The sequence below is a fragment of the Microlunatus antarcticus genome (assembly GCF_014193425.1).
GTDB lineage: Bacteria > Actinomycetota > Actinomycetes > Propionibacteriales > Propionibacteriaceae > Microlunatus > Microlunatus antarcticus.
Window position 1 is genome coordinate 3,711,571 of the sequence record NZ_JACHZG010000001.1, and the last position, 16,145, is coordinate 3,727,715.

Genomic DNA, 16,145 nt, shown 5'->3' on the forward strand with positions numbered 1-16,145 from the left:
AGGTGACCACCGCTCCCTCGGTCGCCGCGCCCGACGTCCACCGCTACGTCGAGCACGTGATGGGGATGCCGATCAGCCTCGCGCTGCGCGGACGCCACGCGGCCACACCGGCGGGGCGGTCGGCCTGGACCGCCGTCATGGCCGAGCTCGCCGAGGTGGACCGGGTCTTCAGCACCTACCGGTCGGACTCGTTGATCAGCCGCCTCGCCCGGGGAGAGCTCGACCTCGGTCAGTGCCCGCCCGAGGTCGCCGAGGTCCTCGAGCTCGGCGCCCGGGCGGCCGCGGAGTCGGGCGGCGCCTTCTCCGTCCGGCTCCCGGCAGCAGGAGGCTCACGCCGGCTCGACCCGAGCGGGGTGGTCAAGGGCTGGGCGGCGGAACGGGCCGCCCGGCACCTCGCGCGCCTCGCCGAGACCGACTTCTGTCTCTCCGCCGGGGGTGACATCACCTGCCGCGCCTCGTCGGCGTCCGAGCCGTGGCGGATCGGGATCGAGGACCCGCACGACCCGGGCCGCGTCCTCGCGGTGGTCCCGCTGCGGACCGGGGCGGTGGCCACCTCCGGCACCGCACACCGCGGCGCCCACCTCGTGGACGCCCGGACGGGGCTGCCGCCGCGAGACGTCGCGTCGGTCACGGTGATCGGACCGTCGTTGACCTGGGCCGACATCGACGCGACGGCCGCGTACGCGCAGGGCGACGGCGCGGCCGCGTGGCTGCGCACCCGACCGATCGACAGCGCCCTCGTCGTCGCTCCCGACGGGGCGGTCACGACGGTCGTCCCGACGCGGTGACGTCGACCCGACGAGGTCAGGTCTGCGTCAGACCTTCGGCGCCGCGTCCTTCGACGCCTCGGGGTCGGTGACGCCGGGCTGGGGCTGCGACCGGGTGACGTCGATGCGCCGGAACTGCTTGCGCAGGCTGAAGAACAGCAGCACCATCACGGCGGCCAGACCGATCGTGATGAGCAGCGGGATCCAGCCCGGCTTCACGATGTTGGGGTCGAGGTCGAGCAGCGTGAGCACGAGGGCACCTTCTCCGGGGACGACTACACCTCGAGCGTACGCGGGGGTGATGGGAACCTTCTGTCCTCGCTCCGCTCGGACGCGATCGCGCTCCTCGTCCGACGCGTTCGTCGTCACAGGTGAAGACGAAGAAGCGTGTCTTCACCTGTTCCTCCTCACCGCGTCGGCGCGCGATCGGCGACGCCGGTGAACAGGTCGTCCTCGGGCAGGTGGGTCTCCACCGTCGTCCGGGCGAGCTCGAAGTCCTCGGTCGGCCACACCTCGAGCTGCAGGTCCATCGGGATCTGGAACCAGGAGCCCTCCGGGTCGATCTGCGTCGCGTGCGCGAGCAGGGCGCGGTCGCGGACCTCGAAGTAGTCCCCGCACGGCACCCGCGTGGTGACCCGGTCCTGCATCGCCGGGTCCGGCGGCCACCGGCGCAGGCGCTCCGCGTACGGGGACTCCAGCCCGCGCGCGGTCATGGCGGCGTCGAGCGCCTCCGTCTTGGCGAGGTGGAAGGCGAAGGAGTAGTAGAGCTTCGGCGTCTGCCAGACCGGGCCGAGCTCGGGGTGCCAGTCCGGGTCGGCGGCGTGGTCGTAGGCGGCCACGCTGATCCGGTGGCACATGACGTGGTCGGGGTGCGGGTAGCCGCCGCGCTCGTCGTACGTCGTCATGACGTGCGGGCGGAGACGGCGGATGACCTGCACCAGCGGGATCGACGCCTCGTCGACGTCGAGGGTGGCGAAGCTGCCCGGCGGCAGCGGCGGCAGCGGGTCGCCCTCGGGGAGCCCGGAGTCGACGAAGCCGAGCCAGACCTGCTCGATGCCGAGGATGTGGCGGGCCGCGTCCATCTCCTGGCGCCGGATCTCGGCGATGTTCGCGAGCACGTCGGGGCGGTCCATGTTCGGGTTGAGGATCGAGCCGCGCTCCCCGCCGGTGCAGGTCGCGACCATCACCTCCACGCCCTCCGCCACGTAGCGCGCCGTCGTGGCCGCGCCCTTGCTGGACTCGTCGTCGGGGTGGGCGTGCACGTGGAGCAGCCGCAGCCGCTCACCACGGGCGTCGACACGCAGGGGGGCCTCGTTCACATCCGGCATCGTCCCACGCACGCCGAAGCCGTCTCGGCCCGCGAGCCCTTCGGGGACCGAGGATGATGGGGGCGTGACCGAGCCGACGACCGTGGACGCCGCGGCCGCGGAACGTCTCGCCCGCCGCTATCCCCCGCCGCTGGTCAAGCGCCGGACGAAGATCCTCATCACGGCCGTGGCCACGCTCGTGGCCCTCGGCTGGCTCGTGTGGGCCGCGCTGCTGCACGCCGAGCCGGCCGTCGCCGGGCAGGTCGCCAGCTATCAGGTCGTGTCCGACACCGCGATCGACGTCGTCATCACCGTCCAGCGCTCCGACCCGTCGCGGCCCGCCACGTGCCGGCTGCTCGCCCAGTCCACCGACTTCCAGCCGGTGGCCGAGCGGGACGTCCCCATCGAGGCGGGCACGGTCAAGGTCGTCGACACCCGGGTCACCCTCACGACGCTGCGCCGCGCGACCTCGGCGACCGTCCGGAGCTGCACCTCCCGGTGAGGTGACCGTGAGGGGCGGCGCGTGAGGGGGTGGGGGCCGGGCCCGCACGTTGCTATCGTGACCGGATGTCCGAGGCCACCACACAGACCATCTGGCTGACGCAGGATGCCTACGACAAGCTGCAGCACGAGCTCGAGCAGCTGTCAGGTCCCGGCCGCGCCGACGTCACCGCCAAGATCGCCGCCGCACGCGACGAGGGTGACCTCCGCGAGAACGGCGGCTACCACGCGGCCCGCGAGGAGCAGGGCAAGCAGGAGGCCCGGATCCGCCAGCTGAAGGACATGCTGCGGCGCGCCGAGGTCGGCGAGGCCACGGCCGTCGCCGACGAGGTCGCCCCGGGCACCCGGGTGACGATCGCCTTCGACGGGGACGAGAGCGACACCGACACGTTCCTGCTCGGCTCGCGCGAGGTGCTCGGCGCCGACGACCTCGACACCAACGTCTACAGCCCCCAGTCCCCGCTCGGCTCCGCGATCCTCGGGAAGAAGAAGGGCGACCTCGCGACGTACGAGGCCCCCAACGGCAGCAAGATCAACGTCACCGTGGTGAAGGTCGAGCCCTACGGCGGCTAGCCGCACCCGGTCCTCCCGGAAAGTGGTCACTCCGGGCCTCCAAAACCCGGCTGGAGACTGCCGGAATGACCACTTGCCGGGAGAAGGCGGGGCTCAGAGGTTCGCGAGGAGCTCCTGGGCGGCGTCGGGGGTGAGGGCGCCGGAGGCGACCTCGGAGAGGATCTGCTCGCGGGTCAGCACGGTCGGGGCCTCCTCGACGCCGGCGAGGCCGAGCTTGCGCAGCAGGTCGTTGAACCGGGCCCGCGCCGTCGGGTACGAGACGCCGAGGTGCTTCTCGACCTCGCGCAGGTTGCCGCGCGAGGCGAGGAACACCCGGAGCAGCTCGCTCTCGCGGTCGTCCAGCGCGCAGTAGTCGCAGGGCGCGAAGAGGCCGGCCAGCTCGGTGCCGCAGGTCCCGCAGCCGAGCCGCGTCACCGCCAGCTGGTCGCCGCACACGGGGCAGGCGCTGGGCGCGCGGTGCCGGTGCGGGTCGGTCGCCCGGACGCGCTCCCCCACGCCGGTCACGCGCCGCTCGTCGAGGACGCGGCGTCGGAACCGACCCGGACCTGGGCGTGCCCCATGACGACCTCGACGTCGAGCCGGGCGTTCCCGTTGCCCATGACGACCTCGTCGCCCGCCCCGCTGTGGCCGCCGGCCCAGCTCACCCGCCCCAGCTGGGCGTCGCTCTTGACCGTGACGTTCGAGTCGTCGCCGAGCGTGATCGACAGCGAGCCCGACTCCGCCCGGACGCGGTGCCGACCCTGCGTGATCGTGCCCTTGATGGTGGCCGACCCGGCCTGGACCAGCACGTCGTTCACCTCGGTGACGTCGAGCAGCTTGGCGCCGCCGGCCGTCACCCGGATCTTGCCGAGGTGCGGCACGCGCTCCGTGCTCAGCTGACCAGCGGTCACCTCGACGTCCACCGTGAGCGCCGGGTTGACCCGGATCAGCAGCTCCTTGCCGAGGCCGAGCGCGCGGACGTCCTCGAGGCTGCGCGGCACGCCCCGCAGGATGCTGAAGCCGTCGAGGCTCGGGCCGATCTCGCCGTCGCTCGAGACCTCCAGCGTGGTCCCGTTGCGGCGCAGCACGTGGGGCCCGTCGGCCGACAGCGTGGCGACCGAGGTCTCGCCGACGATGCGGACGCGTCGCCCGACCGCGCGGACGGAGACACGCTCCACCCCGTTGGCGGCCTTGCCGCGCGGCTCGGAGGCCACGGGCGGGTCGGCGGGCGTCCCGCCGGCCGGCTCGACCGGCTGCCCGACGCTCTCCCGCGCGAACGTCGCGTGCTGCGGCCGGTCGGTCGCCGCCGCCCACGGGTCGCTCTCGGCGTCGTCGTGGGTGGTGGTCGTCCGGTCCACGGGCTCGGCCGCGACGCCGACGGGCTCCGAGCGGTCCTCCACGGGCGCGGCCTTCAGGGCGTCGATCCGACGGGCGGCCTCGGAGGCGTCGATGCGCCCCGCTGCCAGGTCGCCGAGGATCGCGGTCATCAACGGGTCAGGGCTCATGACCACAAATGTAAAGCGGACCTTTCCAGAGTGGAAGATCTTCGCTCCACTATCAGGGCGGGGCCGGGGTCGGGACAGTTCCTGTGCGCCTGCGGAGCCGACACTTGCTTGGGCCACACACCTACTCATATGCTTGTCCCATGCAATCGACTTCGGACGCGACGCTGGCCGCGGCGTCCGCCACCCAGGTCGTCGACTCCCTCCTGAGCACGACGATGACCATCGGCCGGCTGATGCGGCAGCGCCTCGCGGGCGACCAGCTCGAGCCGGCCACGTACTGGGTCCTCAAGAACCTCGCGGCCGGCGCCCTCCGCGTCACCGCGCTCGCGTCGAGCACCCAGCTGGACACCTCCACCGTGTCGCGCCACGTCACCCAGCTCGAGCAGTCCGGCCTCGTCGAGCGGACCCAGGACCCCGACGACGGGCGTGCCCAGCGCGTCGGGCTCACCGAGGAGGGTCGTACGCAGCTCGCGGCCTCCACGGCCCGGCGCCGCGAGGTGCTCACCGACAGCCTCGACGACTGGGACACCGCCGACCTCGCCGACCTCGAACGTCTCCTCGGCCGCTTCGTCGCCAGCGTCGAGTCCCGGACCCGCTGACGCGCCCGGCCTCACCAGTACCCGCCGTCACCACCAGAACCAGCAGACAGAGAACGCCCATGAGCTCGTACGAACCCCGCCGCGCCCTCGCGGACGCCCCGACCGGCACGCCGTCCAGCACGACAGCCGCCACCGCCGACCCGACCCCGAGCGGTGACTACCTCAGCCACCGCCAGATCCTCGTGGTCATCGGCGGCCTGATGGCGGGCATGTTCCTGGCGGCCCTCGACCAGAGCATCGTCGGCGTCGCGCTGCCCAAGATCACCTCCGAGCTCGGCGGGCTGGACAAGCTGTCCTGGGTCGTCACCGCCTACCTCCTCACCTCGACCGCGGCCACGCCGCTGTGGGGCAAGATCTCCGACCTGCGCGGTCGCCGGCCGATCTTCCAGGCCGCGATCGTCGTGTTCCTGGTCGGCTCGGTGATCTGCGGCTTCGCGCTGCCGCTCTCCACCGCGCTCGGCCTGCCCGGCATCGACGTGATGATCTTCGGCCGTGCGGTGCAGGGCCTCGGCGGCGGCGGGCTGATGTCCCTCGCGCTCGCCGTCATCGGCGACGTGATCCCGCCCCGCGAGCGCGGCCGCTACCAGGGCCTCTTCGGCGCCGTCTTCGGCGTCTCCTCGGTCGCGGGCCCCCTGCTCGGCGGGCTCTTCACCGACCACCTGGGCTGGGAGTGGATCTTCTTCATCAACCTGCCGATCGGTGCGGCCGCGCTGGTGGTCACGTCCTTCGCGCTCAAGCTGCACCACGTCAAGCGGGAGGCCACCGTCGACTACCTCGGCGCGGCCACCATCGTCGGCGCGGTCACGAGCCTGGTGCTCTACCTGAGCTGGGCGGGTCCCGACCTCGGGTGGACCTCGGCCACCGGGCTCGGCCTCCTCGCCGCCGTCGTCGTGCTGGCCGTGCTCTTCGTGCTCGTCGAGCGTCGCGCCGCGGAGCCGATCATCCCGCTGGAGCTCTTCCGCTCCTGGACCTTCGTCTCCAACGTCGGCTTCGCGATGATCATGGGCGTCGCGATGTTCGGCGGGCTGATCTACCTGCCGATCTACCTGCAGGCGGTCAAGGGCATGAGCGCGACCGAGTCGGGTCTGGCCATGCTGCCGCTGGTCGTCGGGATCTTCGCGACCTCGATCTCGGGCGGGCAGATCATGAGCCGGACCGGGCGCTACAAGTGGATGCCGGTCACCGGGGCGGTCGTCGTGGGCGCGGCGTTCGTCGGGCTGTCCCGGATCGCCGTGGACACCGGCTACCCGTACGTCGCCGTGCTGATGTTCGTCTTCGGCGCCGGGCTCGGGCTGACCATGCAGGTCGTCGTGACCGCGGTCCAGAACAGCGTCGACCGCCGGCACATGGGGGTCGCCACCGCCGCGGTGACCTTCTTCCGCTCGATGGGCGGCGCGGTCGGGACGGCTCTCTTCGGCGCCATCCTCAACCTGCGGCTGGCCCACCACCTGGCGGCGGTCATCCCGGCCGGTGCCGGCGCCGAGGCCGGCGCCGCCACGAGCTCGATCAGCGACGTCAGCGCCATCCAGGCGCTGCCCGAGCCGGTCCGCACCTGGGTCCTGACCGCCTTCACCCAGGCGATGGACGACCTGTTCCTCGTCGCGGTGCCCTTCCTCGGGGTCGCGCTGGTCATCGCGCTGCTGATGCGCGAGAAGCCGCTGGGCGGTCGGGAGACGCCGGACCCGGCGACCCTCGAGGCCAGCGACGAGCTGGTCGGCTCCGTCCACTGAGACCGGCTCGACACACTTCGCACGGCCGCCGTACGAGAGCGCAACGGTCTCGTCTCGGACTTCACCCGGATTAGGAAAAGGGTCGGGGCCGGTGGCACATTGGAGGGGCGGGTGAGGTGGGGCACCTTAGCGGTGCTCGATGCGTTGTGCCTCGTGGGACCACGTCCGCCTGCCCCCGCTGGCGCCACCGAGTCCATCCGGACGCACCTGAGGAGACGACACCCGATGCCGACCCGACGACACCTGGCCGCTGGTGGCCTGGTCTCCGCAGTCATCCTGCTCGCCGTGAGCGCGGGGTGCGGCACCGTGCCCGACGCCTCCGGCACGACCGGCCAGAGCCCGGCCCCGGGCAGCACCACCCAGCCGGCGACCTCGCCCTCCCCCTCGGCGACCCCGACGACCCCCGCGGTCAAGCTGACCGCGAACGTCGACGACGGCGAGGACGGCGTGAAGGTCTCGACCGTGGTCAGCGCCAAGGCCAGCCTCGGCAAGCTGTCGAAGGTCGAGCTCGCGTACAAGTACACCGACACCAAGGGGAAGGCCCAGAAGGGCACCCTCAAGGGCTCGATGAACAAGGCGAAGACGAGCTGGACCGCCGCCGACCGCCTCGAGCCCGCCGGCACGTACGACCTCACGATGACCGGCAAGAACACCGCCGGGCAGAGCACCTCGGAGAAGACGAGCTTCAAGACCCAGTCGCTCGCGCTGAGCAAGCAGGTCTTCCCCGAGATCTACCCCCTCGACGGCAGCAAGGTCGGCGTGGGCATGCCGGCCATCGTGCGCTTCGACACCCCGGTCTCCGACAAGAAGTCGATCGAGAAGAACCTGCACGTCACCACGACGCCCAAGCAGACCGGCAGCTGGCACTGGTACGGCAACCAGGAGGTGCACTGGCGTCCGAAGTCGTACTGGAAGCCGGGCACCAAGGTCGTCGTCGACGCCGACATCAACGGGGTCAGCGCCGGCAACGGCACCTACGGGCAGAAGTCGTCCAAGACCGACTTCACCGTCGGGCGCAAGTTCGTGATCAAGGTCAACCTCAAGTCCGACTACGCCACGGTCTACAAGAACGACAAGAAGGTCCGCAGCATCCCCGTGACCGGCGGCAAGCCGGGCTGGACGACCCGCAGCGGCACCAAGCTGATCATGGCCAAGGAGTACAACAAGGTCATGACCAACGAGCAGATCGGGGCCGAGGAGGACTACAGCCTCACGGCGGCGTACGCCATGCGGCTCACGAACTCCGGCGAGTTCCTGCACTCGGCGCCCTGGAGCACGGCCAGCCAGGGTCGCGCGAACGTCAGCCACGGCTGCGTGGGCATGAGCATCGCCAACTCGCGCTACCTGATCGAGAACACGCTCATCGGCGACCCGGTCGTCACCACGGGCTCGAGCAAGGGCATCGAGGCCGGTAACGGCTACTCCGACTGGAACGCCTCGTTCAACGAGTACAAGAAGGGCTCGGCCCTCTGAGGCTGAACCTCTGAACGCCACGAAGGGCGGGTCCGGCTCACGCCGGGCCCGCCCTTCGCGTTCATCGGTGCGGGTACGCCCTGCAGTCCCCCTGAACCCGGGCTACGCCCCCTGAGCCTGTCGAGCGCGCCCCCTGAGCCGCCGTCAGCGGGACACGACCGACGTCTCCGGGTTGGGCAGCTCGTCGGAGAGGTGCTGGACGAACGTCTTGACGAAGGCCAGCATCGGCACCGCGAAGAGGGCACCGATGATGCCGCCGAGGATGATGCCGATGGCGATCGCGAGCAGCACGGCGAGCGGGTGGATCTTGACCGCCCGGCCCATGAGGAAGGGCTGCAGGATGTGGCTCTCGAGCTCCATCACGAGGACGATCGCGCCGAGCATGAACAGGGCCTGGACCCAGCCCAGCGCGACGAGGGCCACGAGCACGGCGACGAAGCCGGACACGAAGGCCCCGACGATCGGGACGAAGGCGCCGAGGAAGACCAGGGCGGCCAGCGCCGGCGCCGCCGGCACCCCGATGATCAGCGCGGCGATCAGCACGCCCACGCCGTCGGCCAGCGCGACGAGGATGGTCGCCCGGACGTAGGACGAGAGCGACTGCCAGCCGTTGAGGGCGGCGCGGTCCACGCGGGCCCGCGACTTCCGCGGGAAGAACCGCAGCAGGAACGCGAAGATCTCGCGGCCGTTGTGGAGGAAGTAGAACAGCGAGAACAGCGCCAGGGCGAAGCCCGCGAGGAAGTGCCCGACGGACGACCCGATCTCGGCCGCGTACGTGGTGATCGTGTCCTGGCTCGTCTTCACCCAGTCCGTGATGCGGGTGACCCACTCGTTCGGGTTGAAGTACGTGGCGCTGACGTGCAGCGGCCCGTTCTGGAGCCAGTTGGCGAGCTGGTTGAAGCCCGTGGTGACGTTCGTGCCCAGGGTCGACGACTGAGAGACGATCGAGCTGACGATCAGGAACAGCACGCCCGCGATGACCACGAGACCGCCGAGCACGGTGATCGCGGTCGCGAGGCCGCGGTTGACGCCCCAGGTGTGGAGGCGCTTCGTCACCGGCAGGAGCAGCGCGGTGAGCAGCACGGCGACCAGCAGCGGGATGGTGACCTCGGAGAGGAACGCCAGCACGTACGCGATCCCCGCGACCATGATCGCGACGACGATGACCCGCCAGCCCCAGGCCGCGGCCACGTGCAGGCCGTCCGGCACCGCCTCGTTGAAGCGCGAGTTCACGTCCTCGACGTGGACGGAGACCTCCGGGATCTCCGCGACGTCGGTGTCGGCCCCGTCGCCCCGGGTACCGGTCCTGGTCGGGAGCAGCGCCGGTGGGATCGCGCCGCCTCCGCCACCGATCCTGCGGCGGAGCTGGTCCATGAACGTCACGCTTCTGCTCTCCTCGTGCTCGGTGAGGGGCCCGAGACGGCTCAACGTTAGTGGTCGGACCGCGTTCTCCCGGCCGATGCGGGCACACTGTCCCGGTGCCACCCGCCCGACCCGCCTTCCTGCGGCGGCGACAGCACCCCGGCGAGGCGCGGCTGCCCCGTGAGGTCTACGTCCTGGGCCTGATCGCCTTCTGCGTCGCCGTGGGCTTCGGCGTCCTGGTCCCGGTGCTCCCCGTCTTCGCGCGGAGCTTCGGGGTGAACAACTTCGAGGTGGGAGCGGTCGTCTCCGCCTTCGCCCTGATGCGGCTGGCGTGCAGCCCGTTCTGCGGTCGCCTGATCGGGATCTTCGGCGAGCGCGTCGTCCTGGCGGTCGGCATCTACGTCGTCGCCGTCAGCAGCGGGCTGGCGGGGATCTCGACGAGCTACGAGCAGCTGCTCGTGCTGCGCGGGCTCGGCGGGATCGGCTCGGCCATGTTCACGGTGTCGGCCACCACGCTCCTGCTGACCAGCGTCGGACCGGGCGTCCGGGGCCGCGCGACGGGCTTCTTCCAGGCCGGCTTCCTGCTCGGCGGCATGGCGGGCCCGGCCATCGGCGGCGTCCTCGCGGCCATCAGCATCACCGCCCCGTTCTTCTTCTACGCCGCCACCCTCGCCGTGGCCGGCACGGTCGGATTGTTCCTGCTGCGCACCCGCAGCGAGCGGCCCGGCGACGCACCCGACCTCGCCGTACGCCCGCTGCGCGAGGTGCTGCACGACAGGCGGTTCCAGGCCGCGTGCCTGGTGAGCCTGGGTCAGGGCTGGTCGTCCTTCGGCGTCCGGTCGGCCCTCGTGCCGGTGCTCGTGGTCGAGGTCCTGCACCGCAGCACGTCCTGGACCGGCATCGCCTTCACCTGCGCGGCCGTCGTCCAGACCGTGGCGGTCGGGCCCGCCGGGCGGTTCGTCGACACGGTCGGTCGCCGGCCCGCGATGATGCTCGGCACGGTGCTCGCGGCCGCCTCGATCCTGGGCGTGGCCTTCGCCCCGAACATCGTCGTCCTCATCGCCCTGCTCTGCCTCTACGGGGTCGCCGCCGCGTTCCTCGGCACGGCGCCGGCGGCCTCCGTGGGCGACGCGGCCGGGGCACGGGGCGGCACCCCGGTGGCGATCTTCTCCATGTCGTCCGACGTCGGCGCGATCCTCGGCCCGCTGGTCGCCGGCTTCCTCGCCGACCGCGTCGGCTACCCCGTCGCCTTCGCCGTCGGCGCGGCGCTGCTGCTCGTCGGCACCGTCGCGTCGGCGCGGATGCCGCGCGAGACGCCGCACCCGGGTGCCGCGCCGGTGCCCGTGCCGACCGATCCCCAGGGGAGCGATGAGCCGACCCGTGTGGACTGACGGGCTCAGCCCGGACTGGGCGGACGCCCTCCGTCCGGCCGCTGCGGCGCTCGACCGCGCCGAGGCCTTCTGCGACGCCGAGGAGGCCGCCGGGCGCGCGTACCTCCCCGACCGGCCCCGGGTCCTGCGGGCCTTCAGCCGCCCGCTGGCCGACGTCCGCGTGCTCGTCGTGGGCCAGGACCCCTACCCCACCGCCGGCCACCCGGTCGGGCTCGCCTTCTCGGTCGCGCCCGACGTACGACCGGTGCCGCGCTCGCTGCGGAACCTCTACGTCGAGCTCGAGGCCGACCTCGGCATCCCGCCCGCCGAGCACGGCGACCTGACGGCGTGGTTCGAGCAGGGCGTGCTGCTGCTCAACCGGGTCCTCACCGTGGAACCGGGCCGCTCCGGCTCGCACCGGCGCCGCGGCTGGGAGCAGGTCACGCAGCGGGCCATCGAGGCGCTCGTCGAGCGCGGCGGTCCGCTGGTCGCGGTGCTCTGGGGCGGCGACGCCCGCAAGCTCGCGCCGGTGCTCGGCGACGTCCCGGTCGTCGAGAGCGCGCACCCCTCGCCCCTCTCGGCACGCTACGGGTTCTTCGGCTCACGCCCCTTCAGCCGCGTGAACGACCTGCTCGCCGCCCAGGGTGCCGCGCCGATCGACTGGCGCCTGCCGACCGTCTCCTGAGCCGAGACGCCCCCTGAGCCTGTCGAAGGGCCTCGAAGAGGTCGGCGTTCCACCTCAGCAGCGCCAACCCGTTCCGGGCCCTTCGACAGGCTCAGGGAGCGTTCTCGCGACTCGTCGACAGGCTCGGGGAACGTCCGGGCTCAGCCGAGGGCCTGCGCGAGGTCCGCGATGAGGTCGTCCGCGTCCTCGATGCCGACGCTGAGGCGGACGAGGTCGGAGGGCACCTCGAGCGGGGTGCCGGCGACGGAGGCGTGGGTCATCCGGGCCGGGTGCTCGATCAAGGACTCGACGCCGCCGAGAGACTCGCCGAGGATGATCACCTTCGTCTTGGCGCAGACGTCGAGGGCCTGCTGCTCGCCGCCGGCGACGCGAAAGCTGATCATGCCGCCGAAGCGCCGCATCTGGCGGGCGGCGAGGTCGTAGCCGGGGTGCGACGTGAGGCCCGGGTAGATCACCTCGGAGACGGCCGGGTGCTCCACCAGGAACTCGGCCACCCGCTCCGCGTTGTCGCAGTGCCGCTCCATCCGGACGCTCAGCGTGCGCAGGCCGCGCAGCGTCAGCCAGGCGTCGAAGGGGCCGGCGACGGCGCCCATCGCGTTCTGGTGGAAGCGCAGGCGCTCGGCGAGGGTGTCGTCGTTCACGACGAGCGCCCCGCCGACCACGTCGGAGTGCCCGCCGATGTACTTCGTCGTCGAGTGCACGACGATGTCGGCCCCCTGGGCGAGCGGCTGCTGCAGGTAGGGCGAGGCGAAGGTGTTGTCGACGACGAGCAGCGCCCCGGCGGCGTGCGCGAGGCCGGCGACCGCGGCGATGTCGACCACGTTGAGCATCGGGTTGGTCGGGGTCTCGACCCAGACGACCGTCGTCTGCTCCGGCACGATCGCGGCCTCGACCGCGGCGAGGTCGGTCAGGTCGACGGGCGAGCAGCGCAGGCCCCAGCCGTCGTACACGCGGGCGAACAGGCGGTAGGTGCCGCCGTACGCGTCGTGCGGGACGACCGCGTGGCCGTCGGGACCGGTGAACGCCCGCAGCACCGCGTCCTCCGCGGCGAGCCCGCTCGCGAAGGCGAGCCCGTGACGACCACCCTCGAGCGAGGCCAGGGTCTCCTCGAGCACGGTGCGGGTCGGGTTGCCCGAGCGCGAGTACTCGTAGCCGCCGCGCGTCCCGCCCACGCCGTCCTGCTTGTAGGTCGAGGTCGCGTAGATCGGCGGTGTCACCGCGTTGTACGCGGGGTCCGCCTCCGGCCCGGCGTGGATGGCGCGGGTGGAGAAGCCGAGGGGTTCAGTCACGCGCCCGAGGTTAATAGGCACCCCGCCACCGGGCTCGGGGAACGTCGCCCGCCCCGGAACATCCGGTCGCACGCGACAGTTGTGTCGGTGCCGGCCCATCCAGGTCCGTGCAGAGAGGCAGACTCGAACCATGTTCTTCTCGAAGATGAAGTCGACGCTCGTCGAGCCGGAGCAGGCCCTGCGCGGCCGCGGCCGCTCGGTCCTCGCCGAGCCCACGTTCCACGAGATCTTCGGCATCCCGGTCCAGCAGGTCCCCGCGGGCTCCGAGGTCGTCTACCTCGCCCTCGGCTGCTTCTGGGGCGCGGAGAAGCTCTACTGGCAGGCGCCGGGCGTCACGAACACCGCCGCCGGCTACCAGGGCGGCTACACCCCCAACCCCTCGTACGAGGAGGTCTGCAGCGCCCGCACCGGGCACACCGAGATCGTCAAGGTCAGCTACGACCCGACCAAGACGACGCTCGAGGACCTGCTGCGGATCTTCTTCGAGAACCACGACCCGACCCAGGGCATGCGCCAGGGCAACGACGTCGGCACGCAGTACCGCTCGGCGGTCTACACCACCACGCCCGAGCAGCTGGCCACGGCCGAGCGCGTCCGCGACGAGTACCAGGTGCAGTACACGCGGTCCGGCTACGGCCGCATCACCACGGAGGTCAAGCCGGCCCCCGAGTTCTTCTACGCCGAGGACTACCACCAGCAGTACCTCGACAAGAACCCGAACGGCTACTGCCCGGTCCACGCCACCGGTGTGACCTGCAACTGATTACTCCTCCTCGCGCCCGGTCGTCCGCCTTCGACGGGGTCTTCCGGCTCGCCGGGAACGACGAAGAGCGTGTCGTTCCCGGCTCGTCGTCCAGACTCCGCCGGGCTCCCTCCCTTGCCGACGCTCGGAGGTGGTCCGCTCCCTGCCCCGCGGTAATCGGTCGCGCTCGGTCCGCCACGACCGTAAGTTGAGGTCTCGTGTCAGCCACCCTCGTCGCCCGTGACCTCAGCGCCGGGCACGGGGCGCGGGTGCTGTTCTCCGGGCTGGACCTCACCGTCGCCCCGGGAGACGTGATCGGGCTCGTCGGGGCGAACGGGGCCGGCAAGTCGACGCTGCTCGGCCTGCTCGCCGGGCACGGGCGACCCGAGGCGGGCACCATCAGCCTCAGCCCGCCGAGCGCGGCCGTGGGCCTGCTGCCCCAGGAGCCGGAGCGCCGCGAGGGCGAGACCGTCACCGCGTACGTCGCCCGCCGGACCGGCGTCGAGCCCGCGCAGGCCGACCTCGACGCGGCCACCGAGGCGCTGACCCGCGAGGAGGCCGGCGCCGACGACTGGTACGCGACGGCGTTCGACCGCTGGCTCGCCCTCGGCGGGGCCGACCTCGAGGAGCGGGTGGCCGAGCAGAGCGCCGACCTCGGGCTGACCGTCGGGCCGGACGCGCTGATGACCAGCCTGTCCGGCGGCGAGGCCGCCCGCGTCGGGCTGCTGGCGCTGCTGCTGTCCCGCTTCGACGTCCTGCTGCTCGACGAGCCGACGAACGACCTGGACCTCGACGGCCTGGACCGGCTGGAACGCTTCGTGACCGACCTCCGCGTCGGCGCCGTCGTGGTCAGCCACGACCGCGAGTTCCTGCGCCGCTGCGTGACGACCGTGGTCGAGCTCGACCTCGCCCAGCAGCGCGTCGAGGTGTTCGGCGGGAGCTACGAGGCCTACCTGGCCGAGCGCGAGGTGCGCCGCCGGCACGCGCGGGAGGCGTACGACGAGTTCGCCGAGACCAAGGCCGACCTGACCACGCGGATGCGCTCGCAGCGTGCGTGGGCGGTGCAGGGCGTGACCAAGGAGAAGAAGAACCCCAAGGACGGGGACAAGGCGCAGCGCGACTTCCGCATCAACCGGACCGAGAAGCAGGCGTCCAAGGTCCGGGCGACGGAGCGGCTGATCGAGCGTCTCGACCAGGTCGAGGAGCCGCGCAAGGAGTGGCAGCTCCAGATGGAGATCGCCGCCGCCCCGCGGTCGGGTTCGGTCGTCAGCACCGCCAACCGCGCGGTCGTCCGACGGGGCGACTTCACCCTCGGCCCGGTCGACCTGTCGCTCGCGTACGGCGACCGGGTGGCCGTCGTCGGGCCGAACGGGGCCGGCAAGACGACGCTCATCGGGCTGCTCCTCGGCCGCACCGTCCCGGACGAGGGCTCGGCGTCGCTGGGCGCCTCGGTGCAGGTCGGCGAGATCGACCAGGCCCGCGACCTCGTCGACGGGCCCGACCTGCTCACCGACGTCGTGGAACGTGCCCTGCCCGACTGGTCGCCGGCCGACGTGCGGACGCTGCTGGCCAAGTTCGGCCTGCGGGCCGACCACGTGGGCCGGGCCGCCGAGTCCCTCTCCCCCGGCGAGCGCACCCGGGCCGCGCTCGCGCTGCTGCAGGCCCGCGGGACGAACCTGCTCGTCCTGGACGAGCCCACCAACCACCTCGACCTGCCGGCGATCGAGCAGCTCGAGAGCGCGCTCGCCTCGTACGCGGGCACGCTCGTCCTGGTCAGCCACGACCGTCGGCTCCTCGAGGCCGTGCACGTGACCCGCCGCCTGCACGTCGACCACGGCCGGGTCGAGGAACGACCCGTCTGACGCTCGGGCGACGGCGGTGCGGCAGGGCCCAGTAGGTTCGGGGCATGACCAACGAGCAGCCCGAGACCCCGCAGCAGCAGGACATCGACGTCCGCGACAACCGTGAGTCCAAGGCGTACGCGGCCAACAGCATGCAGCGCGTGGCCCGCGCCAGCAACGGCGGCGCACCGCCGCGGGACGCGCTGAAGCCGGGCGAGATGCCCGAGCACGGCACCGAGGGCACGGCGTCGGGCAACCCCGTCGCCGGCCTGGAGATCGACGCGAAGGACCTCGAGGAGGCGGTCGAGCCCAGCCAGGACGTCCAGGAAGTCGACGGCCCCACGGTCGGCCACGCCTGACCTGACCTGTTCCCGACCGACGGGGATGATTCGGCACCGCAGCGGTGTCGAATCATCCCCGTT

General features: G+C 72.1%; 17 protein-coding genes. 11 read left to right on the forward strand and 6 right to left on the reverse strand.

Annotated elements, in window-relative coordinates:
* Window positions 1–2 precede the first annotated feature (2 nt).
* Window positions 3–788 (forward strand): FAD:protein FMN transferase, encoded by a 786-nt coding sequence (locus tag FHX39_RS17375; RefSeq protein WP_332836907.1) that lies wholly within the window; start codon window positions 3–5, stop codon window positions 786–788.
* Between the two features lie 27 nt (window positions 789–815).
* Here FHX39_RS17375 and FHX39_RS17380 read toward each other — a convergent pair whose 3' ends face one another.
* Window positions 816–1,019, reverse strand: a complete 204-nt coding sequence (locus tag FHX39_RS17380; RefSeq protein WP_183340475.1) for a hypothetical protein — start codon at window positions 1,017–1,019, stop codon at window positions 816–818.
* 155 nt (window positions 1,020–1,174) lie between these two features.
* A complete protein-coding gene (gene mca / locus FHX39_RS17385; protein WP_332836908.1) occupies window positions 1,175–2,086 on the reverse strand; it encodes a mycothiol conjugate amidase Mca in 912 nt (303 codons plus the stop codon).
* A 73-nt stretch (window positions 2,087–2,159) separates the two neighbouring features.
* On the opposite strand from mca, the gene FHX39_RS17390 reads away from it, so the two are divergent.
* The gene (locus FHX39_RS17390; protein WP_183340479.1) at window positions 2,160–2,576 is read left to right on the forward strand and encodes a DUF4307 domain-containing protein; all 417 of its coding nucleotides are present in this window, start codon (window positions 2,160–2,162) and stop codon (window positions 2,574–2,576) included.
* 65 nt (window positions 2,577–2,641) lie between these two features.
* Window positions 2,642–3,148, forward strand: coding sequence for a transcription elongation factor GreA (greA, locus tag FHX39_RS17395; protein WP_183340481.1), 507 nt, complete (start codon window positions 2,642–2,644; stop codon window positions 3,146–3,148).
* A gap of 93 nt (window positions 3,149–3,241) precedes the next feature.
* On the opposite strand, the gene FHX39_RS17400 is transcribed toward greA, so the two are convergent.
* Complete coding sequence (locus FHX39_RS17400) at window positions 3,242–3,652, reverse strand: DUF2089 domain-containing protein (RefSeq protein ID WP_198424012.1); 411 nt, start codon at window positions 3,650–3,652, stop codon at window positions 3,242–3,244.
* Window positions 3,649–4,632 carry a hypothetical protein gene (locus FHX39_RS17405; protein WP_232530652.1) on the reverse strand — a complete coding sequence of 328 codons (984 nt, stop codon included), beginning with the start codon at window positions 4,630–4,632 and terminating at the stop codon, window positions 3,649–3,651. The genes FHX39_RS17400 and FHX39_RS17405 overlap by 4 nt, the downstream gene beginning before the upstream one ends.
* Window positions 4,633–4,772: 140 nt before the next feature.
* Between FHX39_RS17405 and FHX39_RS17410 the strand changes: the two genes are divergently transcribed.
* The 3 genes from FHX39_RS17410 (at window position 4,773) to FHX39_RS17420 (ending at window position 8,434) form a co-directional block, all read left to right on the forward strand.
* A complete protein-coding gene (locus tag FHX39_RS17410) occupies window positions 4,773–5,231 on the forward strand; it encodes a MarR family winged helix-turn-helix transcriptional regulator (protein WP_183340483.1) in 459 nt (152 codons plus the stop codon).
* Between the two features lie 59 nt (window positions 5,232–5,290).
* Window positions 5,291–6,961, forward strand: a complete 1,671-nt coding sequence (locus FHX39_RS17415; protein WP_183340485.1) for an MDR family MFS transporter — start codon at window positions 5,291–5,293, stop codon at window positions 6,959–6,961.
* A 225-nt stretch (window positions 6,962–7,186) separates the two neighbouring features.
* Window positions 7,187–8,434 carry a L,D-transpeptidase gene (locus tag FHX39_RS17420; RefSeq protein WP_183340487.1) on the forward strand — a complete coding sequence of 416 codons (1,248 nt, stop codon included), beginning with the start codon at window positions 7,187–7,189 and terminating at the stop codon, window positions 8,432–8,434.
* 144 nt (window positions 8,435–8,578) lie between these two features.
* Here FHX39_RS17420 and FHX39_RS17425 read toward each other — a convergent pair whose 3' ends face one another.
* A complete protein-coding gene (locus FHX39_RS17425) occupies window positions 8,579–9,808 on the reverse strand; it encodes an AI-2E family transporter (RefSeq protein WP_232531433.1) in 1,230 nt (409 codons plus the stop codon).
* 104 nt (window positions 9,809–9,912) lie between these two features.
* On the opposite strand from FHX39_RS17425, the gene FHX39_RS17430 reads away from it, so the two are divergent.
* Window positions 9,913–11,187, forward strand: coding sequence for an MFS transporter (locus FHX39_RS17430; RefSeq protein ID WP_332836909.1), 1,275 nt, complete (start codon window positions 9,913–9,915; stop codon window positions 11,185–11,187).
* Window positions 11,165–11,851: a uracil-DNA glycosylase gene (locus FHX39_RS17435; protein ID WP_183340491.1), complete on the forward strand. Its 687-nt coding sequence runs from the start codon at window positions 11,165–11,167 to the stop codon at window positions 11,849–11,851. The genes FHX39_RS17430 and FHX39_RS17435 overlap by 23 nt, the downstream gene beginning before the upstream one ends.
* 140 nt (window positions 11,852–11,991) lie before the next feature.
* On the opposite strand, the gene FHX39_RS17440 is transcribed toward FHX39_RS17435, so the two are convergent.
* A complete protein-coding gene (locus FHX39_RS17440; RefSeq protein WP_183340493.1) occupies window positions 11,992–13,140 on the reverse strand; it encodes a cystathionine gamma-synthase in 1,149 nt (382 codons plus the stop codon).
* 130 nt (window positions 13,141–13,270) lie between these two features.
* On the opposite strand from FHX39_RS17440, the gene msrA reads away from it, so the two are divergent.
* The 3 genes from msrA (at window position 13,271) to FHX39_RS17455 (ending at window position 16,082) form a co-directional block, all read left to right on the forward strand.
* Window positions 13,271–13,903, forward strand: coding sequence for a peptide-methionine (S)-S-oxide reductase MsrA (msrA, locus tag FHX39_RS17445; RefSeq protein WP_183340495.1), 633 nt, complete (start codon window positions 13,271–13,273; stop codon window positions 13,901–13,903).
* A gap of 197 nt (window positions 13,904–14,100) precedes the next feature.
* The gene (locus FHX39_RS17450) at window positions 14,101–15,744 is read left to right on the forward strand and encodes an ABC-F family ATP-binding cassette domain-containing protein (protein WP_183340497.1); all 1,644 of its coding nucleotides are present in this window, start codon (window positions 14,101–14,103) and stop codon (window positions 15,742–15,744) included.
* A gap of 44 nt (window positions 15,745–15,788) precedes the next feature.
* Window positions 15,789–16,082 (forward strand): hypothetical protein, encoded by a 294-nt coding sequence (locus FHX39_RS17455; protein ID WP_183340499.1) that lies wholly within the window; start codon window positions 15,789–15,791, stop codon window positions 16,080–16,082.
* Window positions 16,083–16,145 lie beyond the last annotated feature (63 nt).

Bases quoted from the DNA above. Each gene is read 5' to 3' on its own strand.
- greA (WP_183340481.1), top strand. From the start codon at position 2,642: ATGTCCGAGGCCACCACACAGACCATCTGGCTGACGCAGGATGCCTAC.
- FHX39_RS17405 (WP_232530652.1), bottom strand. From the start codon at position 4,632: ATGAGCCCTGACCCGTTGATGACCGCGATCCTCGGCGACCTGGCAGCG.
- FHX39_RS17410 (WP_183340483.1), top strand. From the start codon at position 4,773: ATGCAATCGACTTCGGACGCGACGCTGGCCGCGGCGTCCGCCACCCAG.
- FHX39_RS17415 (WP_183340485.1), top strand. From the start codon at position 5,291: ATGAGCTCGTACGAACCCCGCCGCGCCCTCGCGGACGCCCCGACCGGC.
- FHX39_RS17420 (WP_183340487.1), top strand. From the start codon at position 7,187: ATGCCGACCCGACGACACCTGGCCGCTGGTGGCCTGGTCTCCGCAGTC.
- FHX39_RS17425 (WP_232531433.1), bottom strand. From the start codon at position 9,808: ATGGACCAGCTCCGCCGCAGGATCGGTGGCGGAGGCGGCGCGATCCCA.
- FHX39_RS17435 (WP_183340491.1), top strand. From the start codon at position 11,165: ATGAGCCGACCCGTGTGGACTGACGGGCTCAGCCCGGACTGGGCGGAC.
- msrA (WP_183340495.1), top strand. From the start codon at position 13,271: ATGTTCTTCTCGAAGATGAAGTCGACGCTCGTCGAGCCGGAGCAGGCC.
- FHX39_RS17455 (WP_183340499.1), top strand. From the start codon at position 15,789: ATGACCAACGAGCAGCCCGAGACCCCGCAGCAGCAGGACATCGACGTC.